This window comes from Stieleria bergensis (assembly GCA_007745635.1).
Classification (GTDB): Bacteria; Planctomycetota; Planctomycetia; order Pirellulales; family Pirellulaceae; genus Stieleria; species Stieleria bergensis.
The window spans coordinates 1091650-1117442 of record CP036272.1 but is presented as its reverse complement, the minus strand read 5'-3'; the positions used below and the strand labels follow the sequence as shown (position 1 = coordinate 1117442).

Genomic DNA, 25793 nt, shown 5'->3' with positions numbered 1-25793 from the left:
CCGGTGGCCATCGATTTCGTGTTGGTGACGGCAGACACCGCCATCACCTGAACGTGATTCGCGTGGGGATCGGCCCCTCTGAGTCTCGCTGCCGCGATGAAAACTCAGCGTCAGGACTTTGATTCCAAGTAGGCCAATACCAAGGCGATGTCGGCGGGGGTGATACCACTGATCCGCTGAGCCTGAGCTAAGGTGACAGGACGAATCTCGGTCAACTTCTCACGGGCTTCGTTACGCAGCGCAATGATGGTCGCGTAATCGAATGAACTGGGAATCTTTTTCTTCAGCATGCGTTGCTGCCGAGCCACTTCATCGCGTTGGCGACTGACGTAACCTTCGTACTTAATGTCGTAGACCACTTGTTGTGCAGCTTGTGCACCGATAGCGTTAAGGCCCGGAATCAATTCACACATCTCCGCCCAACCGATCTCCGGACGTCGCAGATACACGTCACCGGTCACGTCACCTTTCGCGGTTGAAACTCGTGTCGCAGCCAGAACGCTATTGGCCGTTCCAATCTCTGCCATTTTGGTCAGATAGCGTTCGCGTCGATCGGCGCCAATCAATCCCAATCGCTCGGCGTCTTCTGTCAGACGTCGATCGGCGTTGTCTTGACGCAGCAGCAACCGAAATTCGGCTCGGCTGGTGAACATTCGATAGGGCTCGTCTGTTCCCGTGGTCACCAAGTCATCAACCAACACACCAAGATAAGCTTGGTCGCGCGACGGCGTCCAAGTTTCTTGACCAGCCAATCGTCGAGCGGCGTTCAATCCCGCCAGCAATCCTTGACCACCGGCTTCTTCGTAACCGGTGGTGCCATTGATTTGCCCGGCCAAATAGAGCCCCGCGACAGACTTGCTTTCTAAGTGAGGCCACAACTGTGTGGGCGGACAATAATCGTATTCCACGGCGTAACCGTAACGCATGATGGTGGCATGCTTTAGCGGTGGAATCAAACGCAACATCTGATCCTGCACGTCGCGCGGCAAGCTTGTCGAGATCCCGTTGGCGTAAACCTCTTCGGTGTGGTGACCTTCCGGCTCAAGAAACAACTGGTGGCTGGACTTATCGGTGAAGCGAACCACTTTGTCTTCGATCGCTGGGCAGTAACGCGGCCCGCGTGAGTGGATTTCGCCACTGTACATCGGAGCGCGATGAAGGTTTTGGCGGATCAGCTCATGCACGGCTTCATTGGTGTGTGCGATGTGACAGGAAACCTGATCAACATCCAACGAATCGTTGAGGAACGAAAACGGCTGCGGATCATCATCCCCGGGCTGTTCGTCCAAACCTTTGTAATCAATTGTGCGGCGATTGAGCCGTGCGGGAGTCCCCGTCTTGAAGCGATCGACTTCAAATTTCAATCGCTTGAGCGCTCCACTGATCCCCGTGGTCGTGCCTTCGCCCGCGCGACCTCCGGCGGCTTTTGCATCGCCCACGTGCATGATGGCGGTTAAGAACGTGCCGGTGGTTAAAATCACGGCGTCTGCCATGTACTGGGCATCACCACGAACCTTGACACCCACAATCCGCTCGGTCGCCGTCGCATAGGGCCCCTCGTCGGACGTTTGAATCGGAACCGTGATCAAGTCCTCAACGGTCTCGTTACGCAGGTCCAGATTGTCCTGAAGTTCAACCGCATGCTTGATGTACTGCTGATAGGCCTTTTTGTCAGCTTGAGCACGGGGGCTGTGCATCGCTGGGCCCTTGCGTTGATTCAGCATGCGAAACTGAATGCCGGTGGCATCAATCGCTTGGCCCATCAATCCGCCCAAGGCATCGATCTCACGGACAATCTGCCCCTTGGCCACGCCGCCGATGGCTGGATTGCAAGACATTTGCCCCACGGTATCGATATTGGTAGTTAGCAAGGCGGTTTTGGCGCCCAAGCGAGCCGCTGCAGCGGCGGCTTCCGTCCCGGCATGCCCGGCACCGATCACAATGACGTCGTATCGATATTCATTCATCTGTGTGATTTCCAATCATTCATCTAGCGGTCTGTAGCGAAGCGTTTGGGCGGCTTCAAGCCTGCCAGAGGAACTAACCTAAAAACTGTGTCTTCTACCTAAATTGCCAGCACTGTGATTCGCGGTTCGACCCGCTGCATTTGAGCGACTCAGCATCAAGAATCCAATGCTTGATGCCGACGCTTCAGAATAAGTTTGATTTCATCAGTGACAATCGACCAACTGACCAGACAATGCTAGCAAACGCACCCCACAGCTGGTTCCACCATCGGCGGAACACCGCCACGAGCAAGTCATTCAGCTTGATCTGTAAACAGAGCCTGCGCACCGTGCTGCTGTGGTCTCTGGCGTTCCCTACACTGGCGTTCCCTACCCTGGCTTTCCCTATTCTGGCTTTCCCTACACTGGCGTCAGCCCAAAGCGTCGACGGGCAAGTCAATTCCAGCCAGAACAACGCTACGGCCAAGTCAGCGGCCAACTCGCAGGCAGGCGAATCGACCCCAAGCAACCCTGCATCGGCACCCATTGTGCTCCGATCTCGGGTGTTTGACATCCCATTCCAGATGGACCGCAGTTCTCAAATTCGTGTGGTCCGCCTGCATGTCTCGTCCGACCGTGGGCAAACCTGGAAAGTGTACCGACAAAAACAGGTCCCGGTAGAGAAATTCCATTTCGAGACCGACACCGACGGGGAATACTGGTTCACCCACTCGACCGACGAGATGCCTCTGACCAGTCACCTGAAACCCGAACGCATCATCGCCATCGACACCAAGGGCCCCGAGATCCAGATCGACGGAGATGGGCAAGTCGACGGCACGATTGATGCCAATCTGGATCTGGCAGACCCTCACAAGGTCAGCAGCCTTCGAGTCTTGGTGGCCAGTGACGTCCAGCGCCAATGGCAGACGATCGAAAACAGCACGATCAATCCAGACGGTAGCTTTAAGATTACCCCCGTGGAAAACTGGAACCAAATAGTCATCCATGTGACCGCGGTGGATTCACTGGGCAATGTCTCTACCCAATCCAAATCGATTCGCCGGCCCAAAATTGCCAGCGGACCACCGCCGCTGATCGCCCAAAACAAACCACAGACGCCAAACGGCACCCAACCGGGAGCTGCCAGCCAATGGGCAGGCATCAATCCCGGGCAGAAACTGGACAGCTTTTTCATGTCCGCTGTTGAAGCCGGCATGCGTTTTCTGCCCAACGTTCAAACCGCATCGCATCCCTCTGATCCGCCAAGCGTCTTGTTGACGCCACCCAAGAGCGCCAACGACACGGATCAAGCGGGGACCAACGAGAACAACAGTTGGCAGGCCACGCCGACGAACCCAGAGACTCCAGCGCCAGTTGCCACAGGCCAGATGCGGCCAATCGATTCACACACGGCTTCGGGCGCATCTGCATCTCCGACCGCTGCGACCGCAACAGCCAGTGCTCCAGTGGCCAGTGCTCCAGTGACCAGTGCTCCAGTGACCAGTGCTCCAGTGGCCAGTGCTCCAGTGGCCAGTGCTCCAGTGGCCAGTGCTCCAGTGGCCAGCACTCCACCAGCCAGTGCGTTGACTGCTAACACCGCTCCGTCGGCCAATTCCACCTCAGCGAATCCGCCTGCAACGCCAAACGTCTCCACCGGTGCGACAGCCAATGCCGGTGCGACAGCCAATGCGGGTGTGGCAAATCAGAACCAACCAGGCGTTGGCGCCAGCACTGCGTCCCCCTTTTCGTATTGGCTCACAGATCCGTCTAATCCCAACCTGGGTCAAGCACCCGCCCAGCGGCGCCAACCGCCTGGCCCCGCGACCGGCAACGCGACGGAGCCAGTTGCGGCGACGAATCCAGTCGCGACAACGAATCGCACCGAAGGCACTGCCCAGACGCTGCCGCGTGGCGGACTTCCCGCGGTGGAAAACGACGGCGGCTTTGCCGTGGCTGATCCGACTCCGGTGACCCGACCGGCCGGGTTGCCAACGTCAGCGAATCCGGCTCGCGCCATGACAGCGTCCAATGGCGGATCCACACCGCCTCCGTTGCCGCAGCAATCAGCGACGTTCAATATGGAAGCTCAGGCTCAACAGGCCGACCAAGTCGCGCGGTCCAAGCAGCAACAGTTTGATCTACACCAAGGTCACGAGTCTGTTCCGTATCGGTTCAGCAAGTCCAATGATTTTGAATTGGACTATCAACTGCATGCAGTCGGGGCTGATGGGATTGAAAAAGTGGAACTCTATGGTTCGTTGGATAGTGGACGCACCTGGAAGCTGTGGGGCGCGGACCCCGACAAGGCCAGTCCCTTTGATGTGGTCACCAAAGGGGAAGGCACGTTTTCGTTTCGCGTCGTGCCAGTGCGCACGAGCGGCTTGGCGAGCCCCAGCCCAATGCCAGGTGATCGCCCCGACTTTAGCGTGATCGTCGACCAAACCAATCCAAAGATTCGCATCACGTCGGCTCGGTTTGGGGACGGTGTTGATGCGGGTTCACTGATCATCGGCTACGAATGCAAGGACGAGCACCTGACCAAACGCCCTATCAGCTTGGCCTTCAGCGACTCGCTGGAAGGTCCTTGGACGACCATTGCGGCTGGCGTTCGTAATGATGGCCTGTACATTTGGCAAGCCGACCCGCGTCTACCGGCGCAGCTCTACTTGCGAATCGATGCGGTCGATCAAGCAGGTAACCAAAGCACCTATCTGCTGGACCAACCCGTCCAAACCGTGGGACTGGCTCCACGAGCGACCATCTTGGGCATTCGACCTCGCTAGACCGGTTGCCCGTTGCGCGGGGTAAGCAGGCGTCCGGTAAACAGGGCTGCCTCTCTACGGTTGGCTGCACCACCGACGGCGGATCCCATCGGTCACCGTTGGCAGATGGCCCCCGCGATAGCCATCAAGGGATTATGATGTGGCTGTGTCGTCAGCGCGCCCCAGGCGTCGCTCTCCGCTGCCCTTCTTCCTCTCCCTCCATAGCCTCATGCGTTTCATTGTTACACTTGCCAGTCTGCTGGCTGTCGGCTTGCTTTCCAACATCACCATGGCCAAGCAACCACCGAATGTGATTTTGGTGATGGCGGATGATCAGGGCTGGGGTGAAACCAGCTACAACGGGCATCCGATTCTGAAGACACCGCATCTGGATGCGATGGCAGAATCTGGATTGCGCATGAATCGATTTTACGCTGGCGCGCCGGTCTGTTCGCCGACGCGAGGCGCTGTTTTGACGGGCCGATCTTGTTATCGCGTTGGGGTTCCAGAACATGGATACGCCTTGCGTCATCAAGAGATCACCTTGCCCGCCGTGCTCGCCAAAGCGGGCTACCAAACAGCTCACTTTGGCAAATGGCATCTCAATGGCCTGCGTGGGCCCGGTGTCCCGATCTGGGACCATGACCCCTTTCATCCCGGAACGTTTGGTTTCCAACACTGGACCTCGGTCACCAACTTTTATGATCGCGATCCCCTGTTTAGCGACATGGGAAAACTGGCGCCACAAACCGGGGACTCAAGTGACGTCGTCGTTGCCCGCGCGTTAGAGCAGATTGAACGGCAAGCCGCGAGCGATCAACCGTTCTTCACCGTCATCTGGTATGGCACGCCTCACTCGCCATTCAAAGCGTCCGCTGAAGACAACCGCCCGTTTACCGAACTGAACCAACAATCGATGCATCATTATGGTGAATTGGTCGCGTTAGACCGTAGCGTTGGCACCTTGAGAGCCGGCTTGCGAAAACTAGGCATCGAAAAGCAAACCGTGCTTTGGTACTGCAGTGACAATGGCGGCCTGAAAGGGATCAAACCAGGCACCGTGGGACCGCTACGCGGCAACAAAGGCGATGTCTTTGAAGGCGGCCTGCGTGTCCCGGGCATAATCGAATGGCCGGGCACGATCCAGCCGCGTCAGACCGAGTATCCCGCCAGCGTGATGGACATCATGCCAACCGTGCTGGAGCTTGCTGGGATCGAACATCCAGCCAAAGATCGCCCCGCCGACGGCATCAGCCTAGCCGGTTTGTTGATCGATCCAGGCCGCGAACCGCGGACTCGCAAACAGCCCATCTGTTTTCGCTATCGCAACAAAGCCGCGATTGTGTCCGATGACTGGAAACTGGTCACAACCAATGTTGATCAAGGCCAATTCGCCCTTTACGACCTGGCCAATGACACCAGCGAAACCACCGACGTCAGCAAAGAAAACGGCAAACGGGCAGAAGAGCTGGAACAACAACTCAAAACGTTTCTGTCCAGCAGCGATGCCAGTGAAGCGGGAGCAGATTACCCCGAAGGCAACGTCGATCCCTCGCATCCTGCACCGATGTTCTGGGTGGAACGCGAAGACTACCAGCCGTTTTTAGATGCGTGGAAGTCTCGCTGGGAATACCAAAGCATGATCGAGAAAAAGCGAAAACGCTAAAGCAGCTTTGCAGCCGCTTTCGCGTTTGCAGATTCATTGCATCTGGCAGTCTTATGACATCCGCTGCGTGATTTCACTGACCACGTCGTCAATTTTGACGCGTGTTTGTTCCAGGGAATCACGATCGCGAATGGTCACCGTGCCTTCACTGACGGAGTCTCCGTCAACGGTAATGCAATAAGGCGTGCCCGCTTCATCCTGACGACGATATCGACGTCCCACGGCGCCCTTGTCGTCATAGAACACATTGAAGTGTTGCTTGAGATTGCCATAGATTTCTTTGGCGATCTCTGGCATGCCATCTTTCTTGACCAGTGGAAAGACCGCTGCCTTCAGCGGCGCCAAACGCGGGTGCAGCTTCATCACTGTTCGCGTTTGCATGTTGCCTTTATCGTCCGGTGCCTGGTCTTCGGTGTAAGCTTCGCAAAGGAACGCCAAAGCACCTCGGTCGGCACCGGCAGAGGGTTCGATCACATGGGGAACAAACTTCTCGTTGGTGACTTCATCTCGATAGCTTAGGTCTTTGCCACTGCCTCGATACTTGGGCTTGCCATGTTCGTTGAGTTCAACCTGCATGGGTTGGCCTTCGGGCGAATTGGGATCCAACTTGCCTTCCATGTGACTACGCAAGTCAAAGTCACCACGGTGGGCAATGCCCTCGAGTTCACCATACTCACCTGGTGGCAGGAATGGGAACGCATATTCGATGTCCGCGGTACCAACGCTGTAGTGCGCGAGTTCTTCCGTGTGGTGCTCACGCATGATCAGCGATTCACTGCTCAGACCGAGTTCGGTGTACCACGCCAAGCGACGATCGCGCCAGTAGCGATACCATTGCTGAGACTGATCAGGTGGGCAGAAGAATTCGATTTCCATCTGTTCGAATTCACGCGAACGGAAAGTAAAGTTCCGTGGTGTGATCTCGTTACGGAAACTCTTCCCAACCTGACCGATTCCAAACGGCACCTTGACTCGCGAAGAATCCAAGACGTTCTTGAAGTTGACGAAGATTCCCTGGGCGGTTTCGGGACGCAAAAACGTGACATCATCTTCACCGCCCAACGCACCCAACGTTGTCTTGAACATCAAGTTAAATTCGCGCGGATCGGTTAAGGTGTCAAGGCTCTTGGCGTCGGGAGCCAGCACGCTCTTGGTATCATCCAATCGATCGAGGGTTAATGATTCATCACCAACGGTCAGTTCATCGGCGTTCTTGGCACGCAGTTTAAAGAACTTCATTGCCCGGCGACGCACTTCGTCTGCTTCATGCTCAGCTTCGGCAAGCGTGGAGACAAACACTTTGGTTTCACCACGCTGACACCAGCGTCCACGGACCTGATCAAATCGATAGCGTTTCTTTGATTCACGGCAGTCCACCATGTGATCATGGAACAGGTCGTAGTGACCACTGTTCTTCCACACCTGTGGGTGCATGATGATCGTGCAGTCCAATCCAACCATCTCGTAGCTCGATGGTGCGCCTTCAGGAACCAATAAGTTGTTGTGGCCGCGAATCATGTCGCTCCACCAAGCATCCTTGAGATTCCGTTTCAGCTCCACACCCAAGGGCCCGTAATCCCAGAAGCCTTGCACGCCGCCATAGATTTCACTGGACTGAAACAGGAAGCCACGTCGTTTGCATAACGACACGATTTTTTCCATCGACTTCATAGTCAAAGCTTTCTTCGGTGGTGGGAACTCAAGATGGATTGGAAACTTCCAATCGCTGCAGCCATCTCCGCTGCTGCAATCACGAACCGCCGCGATTGCAGGCCATTCTTATAGGCCGAGCCAGGCTGTGGGGCGAGCCTGATCGGGAAAACAGGTCCACTTTCCCGTAAACAAACCGCTGTTTTTGGCCACCACGGACGGCCAATTCAGAGCGTGGATCAGAATCCTGGGCCTGGCGGCACCACGCCCGTCGCCGCTGATGGGAACTCCGATGAAATTCGAATTTCCAGGCCCGCCAACCGCTTCCAATCAGCAGCCTCCAAAGCACCGGAAAATCAGCGCTAGCAATGCTCTCTAAAACTGTGTCCGACCGACGGCAGGCGCCGGTGGCGGCTGGGCGATCATCACGTTGTTGGCATTGAGACTGGCATCGATTTTCGAGTTCAAGCGGCGATTGAGCACCGCGACTCGCTCGGCGACTGCCGGCTGACCACCGTTAAGAGCCAATGCCCGCTGGTAATTCTGCAGTGCCTGGGCGTCATCACCGCCGGATTCGCGCAATCGGCCCAGCGCCAACCAGGCTCGACTGTTGTTGGCATCCAGCTGCACGGCACTTTCCAAATGCTGCAACGCCGTCCCGGCATCTCCGGTCTCTTCGTACAAACGCGCCAGCTCGATTCGTGGATCGGCCGCTCCTGGAACACGGGTTGCCCAATTCTTGACCAAGGCGAACGCGCGATCTGGTTTTCCAGTGTCAATCAACAGCACCGCCAGTCCACGATGGCACTCCACATGGTTGGGGCTGAGATCCAAACACTGCTGATACAGGTTCAACGCATCGTCCATCATCTTGGGATCTTGGCGATCTTTCGCCAGGCGATGCATCGTCGCAGCCAGGTTGTAGTAGCCGTCCGGATTGCCGGGGTCCTCGGCGACCACCTGCTGGAACTGCTGCATTGCCGCTGTGTAATGACCTTGTTGGTGTAACTGTGTGCCAACAACGTTTTTTCGATTAGAGCCCCAGTGACATCCAGCCGATGTAAGAAAAAGCCCGCAGGCTACCACTGCAATCAAATGGGGCAGAATGAGGGTCTTTTCCGCGGAAAATCCTGAATGATTCCGCTCAGACACCTCGGTTGCCTTCGCAAATGCACACATTTTTCAGCCGTCCTTAGCTGGTCTAGACACTAGCCACAAGCAGGGGAACACTCCCTGTTGGGATTAAAGAAATTGGAGAGATTCACCTGATTTCTCGCCGCGACCGTAACAACCTGACACGAAACCATGCAAGAGAGGAACTTTCTCAATCTAAAAATCGTCGAACGATCCACGCTGTGTTTTGCACTCGATCCACGCTTCGATCACCGCGATCGCACCGGGTTGCCGCCATTTGCGGGCGCACACAGAGCGAGAAATGAGGGGAGCCAAACCAGCTCAAGGAGCCTGTTTCAGGCTCAACCCCCACCTTCGACTTGGTTTTTGTTGCGGTTTGGGCGGTCCTGACTAAACTTTCTGCCGGGAGCCCGCAAATGCCGCAGACGCCCTAAATTGCCAAAACAAACATACAAACACGTTCGGAAAAGCGTTCTGATCGTGATGTCGCATGGCTCCTGCCCGCCAAAGCAGACCCGCCAGCGTCAAAGAAATAACAACCTAGCTGCCCACCGAAGCCCCTTTTAGGGGACGAATGACGAGGCCTTTGGATGACCTTCCGTAACTCTTCCCAGTCCGACATGCCCAACGACCGCCAGCCCTCGATGAAACGCTCGACATCACGCCTTGGGGATTCCAAACGACGTCGCAGTCAGCGAGCCGATCGTAAACGCCACGCTGAAAAACGGCGTAGCCTTTTGGAGTCGCTGGAGAACCGCCAGCTGCTGGCCGGTCCCGAGCTGATTGGGATTCAACCCAATGAAGGCGGGCTGCTGTTTGGCGGTGAATCGCTGGACTTTTCTCCCAAAGAGCTTGTGTTTCGGTTTGACGACAGCACGAACCTTGACCCGACCACGCTGGACGGCATTCGGATCACACGTGCGGGCGAAGACGGAGTCTTTGAAGCGGCGTCGGCCACGAGTGATCTTGGCAGCAATGGTTTGTCGCTCTTTGAATTCCGTTCGCAGCAGTCTGGCAGCCTTGGCAACGGCGTGACGATCAACGTGCTGACCAACCCCAGTGCATCGTCTCGAACGCCTGTGATCACGGTTGCGGACCGCGCGATCACGGTGACGTTGAGCACCAGCCCCTTTGCGACCACGCAGGCGGGTGACCTTGTGGCAGCATTCAACTCTGACCTCGATTCGTCTGCATTGGCACAGGTGATTCAGGTCAGCGGTTCTTCGGCACAGCCACTTGGCGGCGGCAACATCAACGGCAGCACGCTTGAATTGCGGGGCGCGAACTCTGCGCAGGCGGTCACGGACTTGGGCAGCAATGGCGCCGTGCGTGTGCGTCTTGTGTCCCAGTTACCGGGTGCCGATGGTCGGGGCGTAAAAATTGAAGTTGGCAGCCAAAACTTTGGTGGCCCAGCCAACCCTGTGGTGGTTGTGACTGACAAGACGATTCGGATGCAGTTGAACAGCTATCAATTTGCACCATCGACCGCGCAAGACTTCATCAACGCGATCAACAGCAACCCACAGGCTTCGGAATTGGTCGTGGCTTCGGTTCAGCAAGGCGACGCGTCGATTGCAGTGGGAGGCAACAGCACGAGCTATTCACCGCTTGAACTCTCTGGTGTCAGCGACGTTTTTGTTGAGCCCGGCTGGGTTGGCTTGGGTGATTCGCCTCGTGAAGTCGTGTTTCGATTTGCCGAGCCACTGCCCGATGACCTCTACCAGGTTGATGTGATCGGTAGCGGGCCAGCGGCACTGCGAGCCGTTGACGGAGAGCGGTTCAATGATGGTGAAGACCTGACACGCATCTTCGACATCAACTTGGGCCCTCGCGTCGTTGCCGTCGTTCCCGAGCCTGTGCGTCGTGAAAACGACGGGACTCTGTCTGCTGAAACGGGCATTATCGAAGTTCACTTCAACGATGATGATTTGAACCAGACTCAGGCTGAGGATCCCAGCTTCTATTCGTTGATCTTCACGCAAGACACCGTCGACAACAAAGACGACATCGTTGTTCCGCTGACGCCCGGATCGGTCAGTTACAACAACGTGACCAATATCGCGCGACTGAACTACGGAAACCCGCTTTCCCGCTTGCCAGTTCCTGGCAGCCCTGGAGAAGTGCTTAGCGGTTCGGTCCGTCTACGCATTGGCTCGTCGGATTCGCTGCCCTCTGGGCCTCAAACCGTGACACTGCCGGTAGGTTCATCCTTTGCTCCGGACGGAGCGGGCGACAGCTTCAACACCGCGTTTGATCTAAACAGTCAGTGGACGCTTGGCACTGGCACCACGCAATCGGCGATTTTGAATAGCGAGATTCGCAACGAGACCCCCTACGACCTCCGCTTGCCCGGCCCGGATGTCCCCGGCACACGCGAGATTCGTGCTGAAGATCCATCACGGATCGACCGCCCCGTCCCACTTGATTACGTTCGCAATGCTCCCGACTCCGTCGATGGCATTTCGGTGATCGAGTACGACTTTGTTTCCAGCTGGCTCGGCGACGACCCGAACCGATCCGGAATCACCAACGACACAAGTTACTTCAACATCATCAGTGAACAGCAACAGGAGCGTGCTCGCGAGGCACTCACGCTGTTCAGCCAATACTTGGGCGTGAACTTCGTTGAAGTCAAGGATCGTGATCCGGTTGACATCGGCGGCTTTTCGATCGCAGTTGGCGACCTGTACGGTGGCGACCCGTTGGCAACCAGTGCAAACGGTGGCACTGCGGTGGTCACAGCAGACCGTGATGCGGATGGCATTGATGACATCGTCGTGATGGACTTCCAAGATTTTGATGAATCCATTGACGATTCGTTCGGCGGTGAATTCTTCCGTGGAGCGATGTTTGGAATTGGCCAGTTGCTCGGCTACGGCTATGCCGACGACCTGCCTCAACCCACGACACAGAGTACTGGATTTGTGTTCCAACCGGGCACCAACAACGAGCCTGCGTTCCCAAGTCACGCCGACATCATTAACGGCCAATACCTGTATCGCCCTGACAGCACCGACATCGACATGTATCGATTCGAGCTCAGCGAGCCAGGATCGATTGCAATCGAAGCGACTGCAGAACGCCTCGCTGCGGCCAGCCTGCTGGACACGCACCTGCGTCTTTACAAGCAAGAGTCAAACGGCGAATTCGTTGAGGTCGCTCAGAATGATGACTACTTCAGCAATGACTCACTGATCCGCTTGGATTCACTGTCGGCAGGCGTTTACATGATTGGCGTCAGCGCCAGTGGCAACGATGCCTATGAACCAGCGATCGCGGACACCGGATTTGGCGGTCTGAGCGAAGGCGACTATCAGTTGCGTGTTGACTTCACGCCATCAGCCTCCAGCATGATGTTTGACACCACCGGTGTCGCCCTTGATGGCGATGGTGACGGCCGTCCCGGCGGTACATTTAACTACTGGATCAACACAGCAGACATCTCTGAAACCCTGTACATCGACAAGGGTGAATTTGCGCTCCATCAGCCAACGGGCAGCATTTCTCATTCGCAGTCGGACCTGAATTTCATCGATGCCTTCCGCACCCGAACGATTGGTTACGCCAACAATCCTTATTCGGAAATCGACCATGCCCTGAACGACGCACGTCGCATCATGGAATTGCGAAGCGAAGCGATGTCCGGTTCGCTGTTGGAATTGAACGCGCTGCGCAGTTCGTCCAATCCAGCAGATGTACAGCGTGGCAACACCTTGATGACGTACCTGCGTGAATTGAACATCACCGTTCGCGTGGTAGGCAATGGTGGTCTTGACGGGTTGGTCCAGACGCCTGAAGACAACTTCAGTTACCAAATCGGCTTCCAAAACAATGGCTTGCCCATGGTTGACGGAACGGACCTGGAGCTGCCCGCCGACGTGCAAATGATTGTCGACACCGGTGCAATCTTGAAGTTCGCCAATTCGCGAATCGGCGTGGGCAGCACCGCCCCGACGATTGACCTGAGCGGATCGAACTTGCAGATCCTCGGCACGCCTTCGATCGTTCTTGCCAACGGCTTGCCGGCACGTGACACAACCAATTCTCTAATCCCTGGTAGCGTCTACCTGACCAGCTACTTCGACTCCACCGTGGGAACCGGCAACCAGCCTCAATTCCTGCCGAGTCCCGCAGCTGGTGACTGGGGCGGCCTGGACTTCCGTGGCGACTTGGATGCCGCTGATGAGCTGCGTCGCAACCATGAAGAGAACGGTGTCTTCCTAAACCATGTTCAGTTTGCGAACATTCAATACGGTGGTGGACGTGTATCGATTGGTGGACGCGAAGTGGTTGTGTCCCCGATCGACATGGCCGAAACCCGCGTCACGGTTGTTAACTCAACCCTCCGAAACAGTGCCGATGCGGCCATCGCAGCGACACCCAACACATTCCGCGAGACGCGATTCACAGCGGCGACGTATCAAGCCGACAGCCCCTTCACTCCTGACTACACCCGTGTTGGGCCGGAGATTCACGGCAATGAAATCACTGACAACAGCATCAATGGTTTGTTCATTCGTCTGACCACACGCAGTGGCGAAGACCTCGAAACCATCACCACGGCCACTCGATTTGACGACACCGACATCACACACGTGCTGGCGGAAAACCTCATCATCGAAGGCACTCCTGGCGGCCCTGTGATCCAGAGTGGCGCTCCCGCGTCCGTCTTGGTTCGCCTGTTTGCTGAGCCGATCAATGGAGCCGTTCCAGCGGGCCAGTACGAGTACCGCATCACGAACGTCGACAGCCTGGGACTCGAATCAGCGATCAGTGATCCAACCGTTCGAGTCACAACGACCTCGACAGGCGGAATCCGTCTGCGATCCCTGCCAACACCTGCTCCCGGCAGCGACGTCGCTGCTCGCAACCTGTACCGCGCGACAGTGGATCCAAGCACGGGTCTGCCAGGGCCTTATGAATTGGTCTCGGTATTGAACGCGACCAACACCTCATTCCTTGATCAAGTGGAACAAGGCGGAGCCTTGCTGACCGAAGCGACATCACCATTGCGTAGCCGTCTGGACGGCAGCCTGGTCATCGATCCTTCCACGGTCTTGAAGATTGATTCGGCACGAATCGAAGCCCGCTTTGGTGCTAACTTTGTTGCCGAAGGCACCCCAGGCAATCCGGTTATCATCACCAGTCTGAACGACATTCGTTACGGCAACGGTGGCACCTTCGAAACCAACAGCGGTGGCGATTCAACAAGCATCAATCCTGGTGATTGGGGCGGCCTGTTTATCGGACATGCTGGCTCGGCCAGCATTGACAACGCAGTGATCGCCGGTGGCGGTGGGACAACCCGGATTGAAGGTGGCTTTGCTTCCTTCAACGCGATCGAAGTCCATCAAGGTGACCTGCGACTGACCAATAGCCGCGTAGAATTCAACGCGGATGGTCGCGGATCGCTAAATGAAACCCGTGCCGGCCGCAGCGACAATGCTCCTGGTGCAGTGTTCATTCGTGCAGCGACACCGATCTTGGTCAACAACGATTTCATTGATAACGATGCAGCGGCGATCAGCATCGATATCAATTCGCTCAATGCAGCGGAAGTGCAAGACAATGGCCGCAGCACTGGCGCGGTCAATCGATTCGATGTCGTTGCCAACAACGGCCCACTGGTTGAAGACAACAGCCTGACACGCAACGAGATCAACGGGATGCTGATTCGCGGTGGCGAATTGGTGACCGAAGGCGTCTGGGATGACGTTGACATTGTCCACGTGGTGACCGACACCATTGAAATCCCCAACCGCTTTGTCTTCGGCGGACTGCGATTGCTGAGCGATGCCCGCGGGTCGCTGGTTGTCAAGCTACGCACTGAAGATGGCCAGGAAACGACTGATCCGGCGGCAATCATTGTCGGCGGCTCACTGCTGACTGCGGAAAACGAATTCGTTGACATTGCTGACCGTATCGGTGGAGCCTTGCAACTGATTGGGCACCCAGACTTCCCAGTGGTCATGACCGCACTGTCGGATGACTTCGCTGGCGCTGGATTTACGATCGACGGCTTTGCGGCCGTTGACACCGACAACGACGGCATCATCAGCGGCGTTGACTCCGGCAGCGACGCATCCGGTGGCGACGCGGGCACTTCGACACCCTTGTTGCCAGTCGGCCCAGAAATCAACAATGGCAACCTGATTGACAACGATGTTGATCCAACCATTCCAGGCTCCTTCTCAGCGGAGATTGGCGATGGCAACTTGACTGACTTCACCCTGACCAGCGACATCACCATTGAAGATGTCCTTGGCCAGGTCCAAGTGATCAATGACCCCATCTTTGCGTACGACACCTACGTCATTGAAAGCGGGACAGCGACCTCTTTGTCAGCCAGCACGATCACACAAGGTGCGAGTCTCATAGGCGATGACTTGGTCGAAAGCCGTGGCGAGTTGACTCTGGCATCGGGTCAGGTGATCCAATGGGTTGCCACCAGTCGCTTTGAGGATGGCATTCCAACGTTGCTCTCAACCGTTGAGTTCTCATCGACGACGGCAATGCCAGAACTGCAAATCGTCAGCTATCTGGATGAAGACGTCAGCACGACGAACGACTTTTTGTACACGGTGGGCACCCCTGGCCAAGCTGACTTCCGTCTGTACACCGTTGACAGCGTTAACCGCGTGGGCTTCTCGCACGGCGGCTTCTACATCGACGATGGCACCAATCAGCAGAACGCCGTTTACAACGGTTGGGCTGCGGACATCTACGATGATCTGGAAACACAAATCCAGGCGGGCACGCAAACCTTCAGCATCGGTGGCGACATCGATCTAACAGACTTGCCCGCAGCCATCGACCCTATTTTGGGCGATGTGTTTGGTCCTGCAGATGTGACCACAGCACACTCCTGGACCATTGCAGCAAACTCAACCACGGCAACAGTCACCAGTTTCTTGGAACTGCTTGCTGAAGACGCCGCAACGATTGATAGCCCCGATCGCTCAGATGTTGCAGCTGGTCTGTGGGACGGCGTGACGATTCGCGAAGGTGCCTATGATCGCAACGTGGCCTCTGCAGCGGAATCCGAGCCTGTCCGCACCACAGTCTTCGACACCAACGCGATTCCCTCGCAGAGTCAGTTCCTGGGTGAACTTGCTCCGGATGAGCAATCAGGCGACGAAAACCGCCGTCTAGGCTTCATTGTCGACGGAGCGATCACCACCGGTGATGACCTCGACGTTTATTCCTTCATTGCCGAGAGCAATACCGAAGTCTGGTTGGACATCGATCGCACCAGTCGCTTCCTGGACACTGTGATCGAACTGGTTGACATCAACGGTGAAGTGTTGGCTTCATCCAATGATTCGCTAGCAGGCGAAGACGATCAGGCCACTGGCTTCTTCGTATCCTCTCGACTGGATCAGGATGCTGTTCAACCACTGACCGTGGCTGAAGATCGCATGGCGACATTGCGAATCAATCTCGACGGTGCCGTTGACGACGCAAGCTTTGGCGAAATCGCCTTGCAGTACGGCGACATTTCTAGTGCCGTTGCGACGATTCCTGTTGCTGACTTCTCAGCCGATCCAGTGCTTGCTTTGGAAACGGCCATCAATGAAACCTTTGGAGACTTGGTCGGACAAGTTACCGTTAACGTGCAACCACGCGAAGCGGGCGAAGACTACGTCCTGCAAGTGGTCTACGACGAAGACTTCTACATCGCTCAAGACGTGCCAACGCTGTCGCTTTCAATGGCATCGGTGTTCCCACAGGTACAGCCAGCGACCATGGTCCAAGAAGTGCACGCGTCGGTGCTGCAAGACACTTATTCGATCAACGAGAAAGACGCTGGAATGCGTCTGCGATTGCCCGGTGAAATCGGCACTCGCAACCTGTACCACGTGCGTGTTCGCAGTAGCAATACCCGCGATGCCGACGACTATGACACGCTCATTAACGGTGATCTTCGTGGCGGCCTGACTCGCGGTCGCTACCAAATGCAAATTCGCCTGCGTGAGACCGATGAAGTCGCTGGCACGCAAATCAAGCTCGCCGACATCCGTTATGCAACCAATGGTTTGCAAATCATCGGCCAGCCTTTCCACTCGCCGCTCACCGGTGACGAAGCAGAGACAACGGCACCCAACGACAGCATCTTCGATGCTCAGCGTGTCGGCAACTTCGGTGCCTCTGACGATGCCACCGCTGAAGCCGGTCCGTTGTCGAGCGACAAGTTGAGCAAGTCCATCGCTGGCGAAATTTCATCGCAGACGGATGTGGATTGGTACAGCTTTGACATTCAGTACAAGGACTTGACCCGCGACCAAACCACGGTGCCGTTGGCCACGATCATCGACTTGGATTACGCGTCCAACTTTGCTCGAACGGACATGGCGTTTTACGTCTTCGATTCCAGCGGACGCTTGATCTACTCGGCCACCGACAGCAACATTGCCAATGACTTGCCAGCGACGCCGTCGAGCAACAGTGCTGACGACCTCAGCCGTGGTGGTGCAGGCGTTGAGGATCCATTCCTCGGCTCGGTTGAACTCGGCGAAGGCACTTACTACCTGGCGATTGCCAACGAGACACAAGTTCCCGTGGCAATGGATCAGTTCTTTAACATCAACAGCAACACTCCATTGCTGCGTGCAGCTCCACTGGATGCAGTCAGCAACATCGTTGACGATACGTTTGACCTTTTTGGCACTGATTCGTTCGTGCCCTACTCGATGGACGACGTCCTGCTGTACGTCAACACGCCAACCGGCCTGTTCCTGGTCAATCCGTTCACTGGTGACAACTACGGTTTCGTGGGCGGATTCGGCGGCGAAACCTTCAATGACGTTGCCTTCCGCAGCAATGGTGAACTGTACGGTTACTCTGGGTTTGGCGGTCGCGGTCGCAGTGACACAAACTGGTTCTACTCCCAAATTGACACCGGCGATGCGTCGATCAACCAGTTGGCCGCGGGTGCCAACTTGCAGACGTTCCATGAGCAGAACCCAGAAGCTGGCGTTCAAGTCTTGGAGCAACGAACCGACACCGGTTTGACCGTCCAAGCGATCACGATTCGCGAACGTCGCGGCGTCGAACAAGGCTTCTTCGTTGGCGAACGTCCTCCGATCATCGGCCCCACCTACGTCGACAACGTACTGTTCTCGTTTGCTCCGAACACCGGAAACGCAGGCAGCGGCACCAACGGCTTGGTCTTGGGCTTCGCGGGTGCTGGTACACAAGGCCGTGACCTCGGCCAGATCGACACCACCCCCGACGGAACCGCAGGCTCTCAACTGGGAATCACAGGTGTGCTTGAAGTGGGACAGTCTGGTTTCCCAGAGCAACAACTGTTCGATGGCGACGTCTTTACCATCCAGAGCAACGACGGCACGGAAACAACCACCTTCGAATTCGATTTCGACGGCACTATCCTGCTAAGCGGTGGCTTGGTCAACGACGGAGACACAATCTCCGTTGGCACCAACACGTTTGAGTTCGATACGGGTTCGCGATTGCGAGTTCAGGACGTGAACTCCATCACCGGTCTGGACATTGGCCAACGCCTGGTGATTACCGATTCTCAAGACGAAAGCATCACCTTCGAAGCCGTTCGTCAAGGCGATGATCCCATCCAGGAAGACGCGATCCCATTGATCGTTCGCTTCCAAGACAACGCCCCACGTAGCCGCGATGCGATTGCCAGCGAGCTGGCTCGATTGGCTGGACTCAACTTGCCCGAGTCCAGTCCGATTGCGAGCGGTGCCGATGTGATCTTCAGCCCTGGCACGACCTTTGTCGCCAGCGACGTTGGCTTTGCACCGATCGGAGACGTCGGAGTGAACCCAGGAAACATCGCGATCCCACTGGACGCGAGTTCCTCCGGGACGGAAATCCTGGCAGCCTTCGAGCAAGCTCTGGCCGATAACTCGATCACCTCGACTGTCACTGACCGTAGCATCAGCATTCCAGGAGCAAGCTCCATCGAGATTAGCTCCAACGCCTTTGTTGGCGGTGGAGCAGACGGAGTCGAAGTCGGCCGCACTGCGATCATCCTGGAATTGGGAGACGATGCGGCGACTGTCGCTCAGAAAGTTTCCGAGGCGATCAATGCACTTGGCGGCAGCGTGACAGCGAACGCTCGAACGCGCAGCGTGCAAGTCATCAATGGCTTCGCAGCCAACGCATCAGGCAACTTGGTACTTGGCGGTCGCTCTCAAGGAGGCACTGTCACGGGGATCGAGATTGTTGGCGACAACCTGTTCGCGATCACCGACCAAGCGGAATTGTACTTCATCAGCAGCTTCGACATCGCGTCTGGCTTCAACCGAGAAATCGGCACCTACGTCAGAACGGCGACCGACTTGCTGCGAACCGGCGAGACCTTCACCGGCCTGCGTGCAGGTCCAAACAGTGTTGATGGCGGACTGTACTCGGACGTCCTGTTCGGGATCACCAACCGCGGTAACGTTTACGCCTTCAATACACTAGGCGAATTGGTGCCTTACTTCGCCGGTGGACGCTCGATGATTTCCACGGGCATCGTCAATGCTCAAGGCCTGGACTTCAGCACCCTGGACTACAACCTCTGGCACTTTGATGGTGGCAATGGGTTGCCGGGATCAGGTGGCAATGGGTTGGCATTTAACTATGACGGCACCTTCCAGCGGTTCTATGAATCGTCTCCGGAATACCCCACGTCATCGCAACGTGTTGACGGCCAGGGCGTTCAAGACACCTTCAACTTCCCTGGTGGTGCTCACGGCCAGGTTCAAAGTAGCACGTTCTCGTTGGAAGAGTACTCGCCAAGCGACCTGCCAACGCTGTACTTCGATTACTACGCACAACACGATGGTGGTGCCGACTCACTGCGAGTCTATGTGATCATGCCCGATGGCACCGAGCATGCTGTGGCACTGTCAACACTGGCACGAACCGCTGGTCTGCTGGGTGACGAATTCGACGATCCAGATTTGCTGGATCCCTACAACGATTCGGTCGACATCCAGAAACAGCAGCTGTTCAACGACACACCAACCTGGCGTCAGGCACGGATCCCCTTGGGTGATTTTGCCGGTCAAGATGACTTGAAACTGCGTTTCGAGTTCTCCACCGCCGGTTCGGTTCGCACTTCATCTGCGGCCCTGCGAACAATTGCCGCCGAGGACTTGGTGGAAGGTGATTCGATCACGGTCAATCGTGAAGAGTTCACGCTGGACTTCCCACCGATGATGATGGTTCCAAGTGGACTGGACATTTTCAATCTGTACGAAGCGGACGCTAACGCGAAAGTAACGATCACCATCGACGATCAAACCTTCGTGTTCAACGATGGCACTCGTTCGATTGACACGTCACCGATTGATCCGAACGATCTGTCTCTGGGACAAAATGAGGTCTCATTGGATATCAATGATCTGTTGGAAGTTGGCCAGACCCTTGCTGACCTGACTCCCACGGACTTGGCAGCACTGTTCCCGACCCTGATCAGTACAGCGACAACGTTCGATTTCTTGACGGACCTGGAACTGGACATTTCGGAAAACTCAATCGAACTCGGCACGGCAACCACGGTTGCCACCAACTCTCCGGATTTGATTTCGATCCGCAACGTTGGCACTCCTGGACCCAACACCATCCCCGTTCGCAACAGCATGACTGCCACCGACGTGGCCGAGTCGTTGCAACAAGTATTGCTGGGCTTCTTCCTGGGTGACCTCGCGGAAGCGAACTACATTCCGACCTCAGGATCCCTGATCACCTTGCCAAGCTTCTCAGTCGACGACTATGGCAAGTTCCAGAACCTGGACCTCCGCTACGCGGACACTGTCGGGGCAACCAGCAAACCGCAGGGAGCTCGCAACAACGACTTCAATGGCGCTTACCTGTCGAACTTCATCATCGGCTTGGCCGAACGCGGCGAACAAATCAGTGACCCACGTGCGGTGCTGACCGATGGCACGTTCTACGACAATCCGTTCACGACCGACCTGCGACCAGCATTCGCTGTTCCAGCAGACCCCGTCAGCGACTTGTTCACAGGCAGCTATCAAGTTGAGATCCGTGACGGCAGCGAGTACATCGAATCCGCAACGGGAGCTCAGTTCCGCTCCTTTGACAGCAACGATCGCCTGGGCGACGGCCTGACCATTCAAGCTCGCCCAGCGAGCCAACTGATTGATGGCCAGATGTTCTGGATCAGCGACGGCCGCGCCACGGTCGAGTTTGAATTCGACTCCGATGGCATTGTTGAACCAGGTCGCGTCGCGATTCCATTCTCGATGGAAGTGGTCGACGAGGTCACGGGACTCCTGCGTCCCCAAAACGCCTCAGAAGTTGCCGATTCCATCTTGGCAGCCATCGCTCGACAAGACGTCCAAAGCGTGATTGACGCTCGAGCCGTCGCTAGCACCGGATTCCCCTCTGACCCAACAGTCGCAGAGGACATCAAGGCGATCCATCGCTTTAGTTCCAGCATCGACTTGATTGGCAACCTGATCATCCGAGACGAAGACGGTTCACTGGCAGAGGTCACGCGTTCAGATCAACGTGGCGACGGGAACCGAGACCGTGAGTCTCAGGGCGTCATCATGGTTGAAAGCAGCCGCTTCCTATTCAACGAAGAGTATGGAATCAAGATTGTCCACGGCGGCCAAGCAACCGTTGCGGGCAACGATCAACCAGCGATCGTCCGATACCCACGGAACCTCGTTGAACTCAACACCGAGCAACTGGTGCCTGGTGTCGTGGTTCAAAGCAACGTGATTGCGTTCAACAGCGTTGGCGGGATCGACCTGCAAGGCCTGGACACCACAGCGGATGAAACGCTCTTGGATCCTGTCGGCATTGACCGCATCGTCAACAACACCATCATCGGTGGCACCATTGCCGCCGGCCTTGAGGTGCCCGCCGAAGCCTTCCGAGGCATCTTATTCAGCCAAGGTGGCTTGTCCTTCGCCGATTCGGTTTCTGATTACGATCCCGACGCCAGCAACCAGCCACCAGACGCCTTGTTCCAAACCACGAACAACATTCTGGGACCACCAGAATTGGTCGATCGTGGCACAGAGCCTGTCGACGCCACCGGCACCGTTTCGCTTGGATACGGCGGTTCAATCACCTTACAGTTCACCGATAACTTCCTGACCGGCAGTGGCAATTCGGCGATGGACTTGGTGGTCTTTGAAGCCGGTGAAATTGAATCTGTCTCGGTTGAAATCAGCCGTGACGGCATTGACTACTTCAACGTGGGCTTTGTCGGTGGCCTGACCAACATGATCGATATCGATCAGTTTGGATTCGGCACCGATGACCGATTCTCCTTCGTTCGCTTGACTGACCTTCGTCAAGGCAATCCCAATAGCGACTCACGCGGTGCTGACATCGACGCGGTGGGAGCTATCAGCTCCGTCCCGGTTGACCTTTACACCGCTGGCGGCGTTGGCATCAATGTGACCGGTGGATCGTCACCGACGCTGTTGAACAACATCATTGCCAACAGTGAAACCGGCATCGCCCTCAATGGCGGCAACGACGGCTTCATCCTGGGCGGCAACTCGTACTACCGCAACACTGCGGACAACGACGGCAACGTCGAATTGGGAACCTTGGCCCAGCAACTCTCTGACACCGAAGCGATCTTCGTCGATCCGTCAGACTTTGTGTTTGCACCGGCCTCAGGTGCTCGCATCATCGACAGCTCGATTGACTCGTTGCCAGAACGCAGCAGCTTGACGACCGTTCGAAATGCAATTGGCATTGCCCCCTCACCCGTGCTGGCGCCACGCTTGGACGTCAACGGGCAAACCCGCGTCGATGATCCAAACGTCGAACCACCGAGCGGATTAGGTGAACGCATCTTTAAAGATCGTGGTGCCTTTGACCGTGGCGACCTGGATGGACCTCGCGTGACCCTGTTGTCACCGTTCGCTCCTAACATTGGGCTTGATTCCGGTCGAGTCACCGTACTGGGCTCGGCGCCATTGGCCTTTGAAATTCAGTTGATTGACGGCATCGCACCAGCGGACAACGTTCCTGGAACCGGTGTCAACGATGCGACGGTTTCCAAGAACTCATTGATCCTGTTGAAAGATGGCGAAGCTCTGACCGAGGGCATTGATTATCGCTTTGCCTATGACCCCAGTGCCAACATCATTCGCTTGACCCCAATCGCTGGCGTTTGGGTTGAAGACTCGACCTACGTCATCCGCATGGTCGACCAAAGCGATGCGATCATTCAAGCGACCGACGGCAGCGTCTACCCAGACGGTGGCACGTTCACAGTGGTCGATGAACAGGGTGATCCAACCGTCTTTGAATTCGAGACCGGTTTGACTCTGACGTTCGCCGCAGGCCTGGACGGAAGCACCGCCGATGGCGTGCAGTTCACTGTCTATGACGGCACGAACCAGCGTGAGTTCGAACTGGACACCAACGAATCAATCGGTGGATTCGGGACAGCCGTCACCATCAGCGATGATTCCAGCATCACTGAGATTGCCGAAGCGTTGGCAGCGGCAATCAATGCTGATCCGGCACTGAACCTGAACGCCAATGCCTTCCAAGGCCGAGTGCAGATCTTGGGAGCAAGTTCGCTGACCAGCGTTGCCACTCTAAGCAACTTGGTACAAATCGATGGCGAAGTCGGAACCAGCACCGGATTCGGATTCTCGATTCCTGCCGCAGGCAACACCGATATTGCCGACGTCTCTGACGGCGACAGCATCGTAATTCGCCTGGGAGCCATCCTAGAAAAGACCTTCGAACTGACCGTTGATGGCATCGTGAGCAATGATGAAGCCATTCCAGTCTTCATCAGTGACGTGGCAACGCTCGACCAAGTCGCTGACGCTCTCGTGCGAGCGATCGGCGGTGCTGGCCTAGGCTTGGAACCAACGAACGAAGGTGAAGGACGCATCTCCATCGGTGGCGATGCAAACTACTCGCTTGACCTGACCAATTCGACAGCGACTGAAATTGGCCTGCCAGGTGACCAAGCGTCCACCCCTGTCACCATTCCAATCGATCTGCCAGCCTTGGAAATCGTGCAATTGCTGCAACAGGCAATTGACGGTGCGAACCTCGCCGGTGTGAACACCTCGCTGGTCGACACCCGTGTCTTCCTTGAAGGCACCAATGGCACCTCTGGGCTGGGTGTTGCCGAAACCATCGTCATCGCAGACGAAGTCGGTAACCTGCTGCAAAGCAACCAGGCCGATGGGCTGACCGAACTGACGATCTTTGTCGGCAGTGGCTATGACTACGGAGATGCACCCGCACCGTACAACAGCCTGATGGCGACCGGCGGACCACGTCACCGCGTCGACCCAAGCCTGAGCCTGGGCAGCAACGTGACCGCAGACTCCGACGGAGTGCCCAACAGTGATAACGATGACGGGATCAGTCTCCCCGCCTTCGTGCAGAACGGTTTCAACTTCAACGTTGGCATTTTCGTCAACAACACCGACGCTGGACAAGCCTCTGACAACCCAGTGTTCGTCGATGCTTGGTTCGACTGGAACCGCAACGGTGTGTTCGAAAATGACGAGTACTACGGCTTCGGAACGTCCTTCAGTGGCAACCGGATTCCAATCGGTGCGAGCGGCCAAAGCAACGTGACCATTGGCGTGCCCAATGATGCGGTTGCCGGTGAAACCTATGCTCGCTTCCGCATTAGCGAAACGGACAACCTGGGTCCACTGGGCGATGCCAGCATCGGTGAAGTCGAAGACTACCCGATCAGCATTCAAAGCAACTCGTTCCAGAACACCACCAACCAGTTTGACACCAACGGCAACGGACGAGTGACTCCACTTGATGCGTTGTTGGTAATCAATGCTCTGGTTCGAAATGGTGCTCTGCCGATCAACCTCGAAACCGATCCTGTGACCACTCCGCCGTTCCCCGATGTGAATGGTGATGGTTCGGTGACCCTGGTTGATGCGATCCGAGTGATCAACCACTTGTCAGAGCTTTACGCTAGCCCTGAGCAAATCGAAGGCGAGCAAATCGAAGGCGAGCAAGTTGCCGGTCAGTTCATCACCGCCGCACCAGGTGTGATGGCCAGTACCCCAACACTTGTGGGTGACCTGCTGATCGCCAGCAACGCTGAGGGCGAGCAAACGGACGAGACTTCTGCTCAGACCGCCACACCAGTGACTCAGCCAAGCACTGAGAAACTAAGTGTCTTTGATTCGCCAGAATCCATCCAATTGGATTCGATTGTCGATCAACTCGCTAGCGACTCGGCAATCGGCGGCAACGAAGGCAGTGACGACGAGAACTCTTCGCTCGATGATTTCTTCGCGTCCCTGTAGGGCTTGTTAGCCTGCGAACTGGAAACCAAGTTGCGGAACTCTGTGGCCTTGTCGCCACAGAGTTCCAATGCGAATCCGAATCTGCCTTCTTAGGGAGAACGCTGCAGTTCGATCGAAAACAAAGCCAGGCGGACAACCGCCTGGCAAGCCGTTTGGTGATCCGCGTACGAAAGCTACAATCGTTACAACGATCCCCCACTCTGTCGGTAGTCCGAATCAAATGCAACAAAACTGACTGCATTCCGCCAAACTTGACTTCAATAGGACACCGACTCGTCGGAGGACTGACGCAACGAGGTGACGATTCTCACAAACGATTGTCGGAACCACTATTGTCGAACAGAACACCGAATAGACTCTG

At 56.2% G+C, this 25793-nt stretch carries 6 protein-coding genes; 3 read left to right on the top strand and 3 right to left on the bottom strand.

The genetic code is table 11. The features are described 5' to 3' along the window. Positions 1-110: 110 nt before the first annotated feature. Positions 111-1967 (bottom strand): tRNA uridine-5-carboxymethylaminomethyl(34) synthesis enzyme MnmG, encoded by a 1857-nt coding sequence (mnmG, locus tag SV7mr_RS03570; RefSeq protein WP_145269292.1) that lies wholly within the window; start codon positions 1965-1967, stop codon positions 111-113. Between the two features lie 563 nt (positions 1968-2530). On the opposite strand from mnmG, the gene SV7mr_RS25040 reads away from it, so the two are divergent. Then, positions 2531-4732: a hypothetical protein gene (locus tag SV7mr_RS25040; RefSeq protein WP_419188045.1), complete on the top strand. Its 2202-nt coding sequence runs from the start codon at positions 2531-2533 to the stop codon at positions 4730-4732. 208 nt (positions 4733-4940) lie between these two features. Beyond that, positions 4941-6377 (top strand): sulfatase family protein, encoded by a 1437-nt coding sequence (locus SV7mr_RS03550; RefSeq protein WP_145269284.1) that lies wholly within the window; start codon positions 4941-4943, stop codon positions 6375-6377. 51 nt (positions 6378-6428) lie between these two features. Here the strand turns inward: SV7mr_RS03550 and SV7mr_RS03545 are convergent, their stop codons facing one another. Together SV7mr_RS03545 and SV7mr_RS03540 are read right to left on the bottom strand one after the other, a co-directional pair. Continuing rightward, positions 6429-8039 (bottom strand): glycine--tRNA ligase, encoded by a 1611-nt coding sequence (locus SV7mr_RS03545; protein WP_145277985.1) that lies wholly within the window; start codon positions 8037-8039, stop codon positions 6429-6431. Positions 8040-8402: 363 nt separating this feature from the next. Next, positions 8403-9113, bottom strand: a complete 711-nt coding sequence (locus tag SV7mr_RS03540) for a tetratricopeptide repeat protein (RefSeq protein WP_419188442.1) — start codon at positions 9111-9113, stop codon at positions 8403-8405. A gap of 638 nt (positions 9114-9751) precedes the next feature. Between SV7mr_RS03540 and SV7mr_RS03535 the strand changes: the two genes are divergently transcribed. After that, the gene (locus tag SV7mr_RS03535; RefSeq protein WP_145269280.1) at positions 9752-25432 is read left to right on the top strand and encodes a GEVED domain-containing protein; all 15681 of its coding nucleotides are present in this window, start codon (positions 9752-9754) and stop codon (positions 25430-25432) included. Positions 25433-25793 lie beyond the last annotated feature (361 nt).

Bases quoted from the DNA above. Each gene is read 5' to 3' on its own strand.
- SV7mr_RS03535 (WP_145269280.1), top strand. From the start codon at position 9,752: ATGACCTTCCGTAACTCTTCCCAGTCCGACATGCCCAACGACCGCCAG.
- SV7mr_RS25040 (WP_419188045.1), top strand. From the start codon at position 2,531: ATGGACCGCAGTTCTCAAATTCGTGTGGTCCGCCTGCATGTCTCGTCC.
- mnmG (WP_145269292.1), bottom strand. From the start codon at position 1,967: ATGAATGAATATCGATACGACGTCATTGTGATCGGTGCCGGGCATGCC.
- SV7mr_RS03545 (WP_145277985.1), bottom strand. From the start codon at position 8,039: ATGGAAAAAATCGTGTCGTTATGCAAACGACGTGGCTTCCTGTTTCAG.
- SV7mr_RS03550 (WP_145269284.1), top strand. From the start codon at position 4,941: ATGCGTTTCATTGTTACACTTGCCAGTCTGCTGGCTGTCGGCTTGCTT.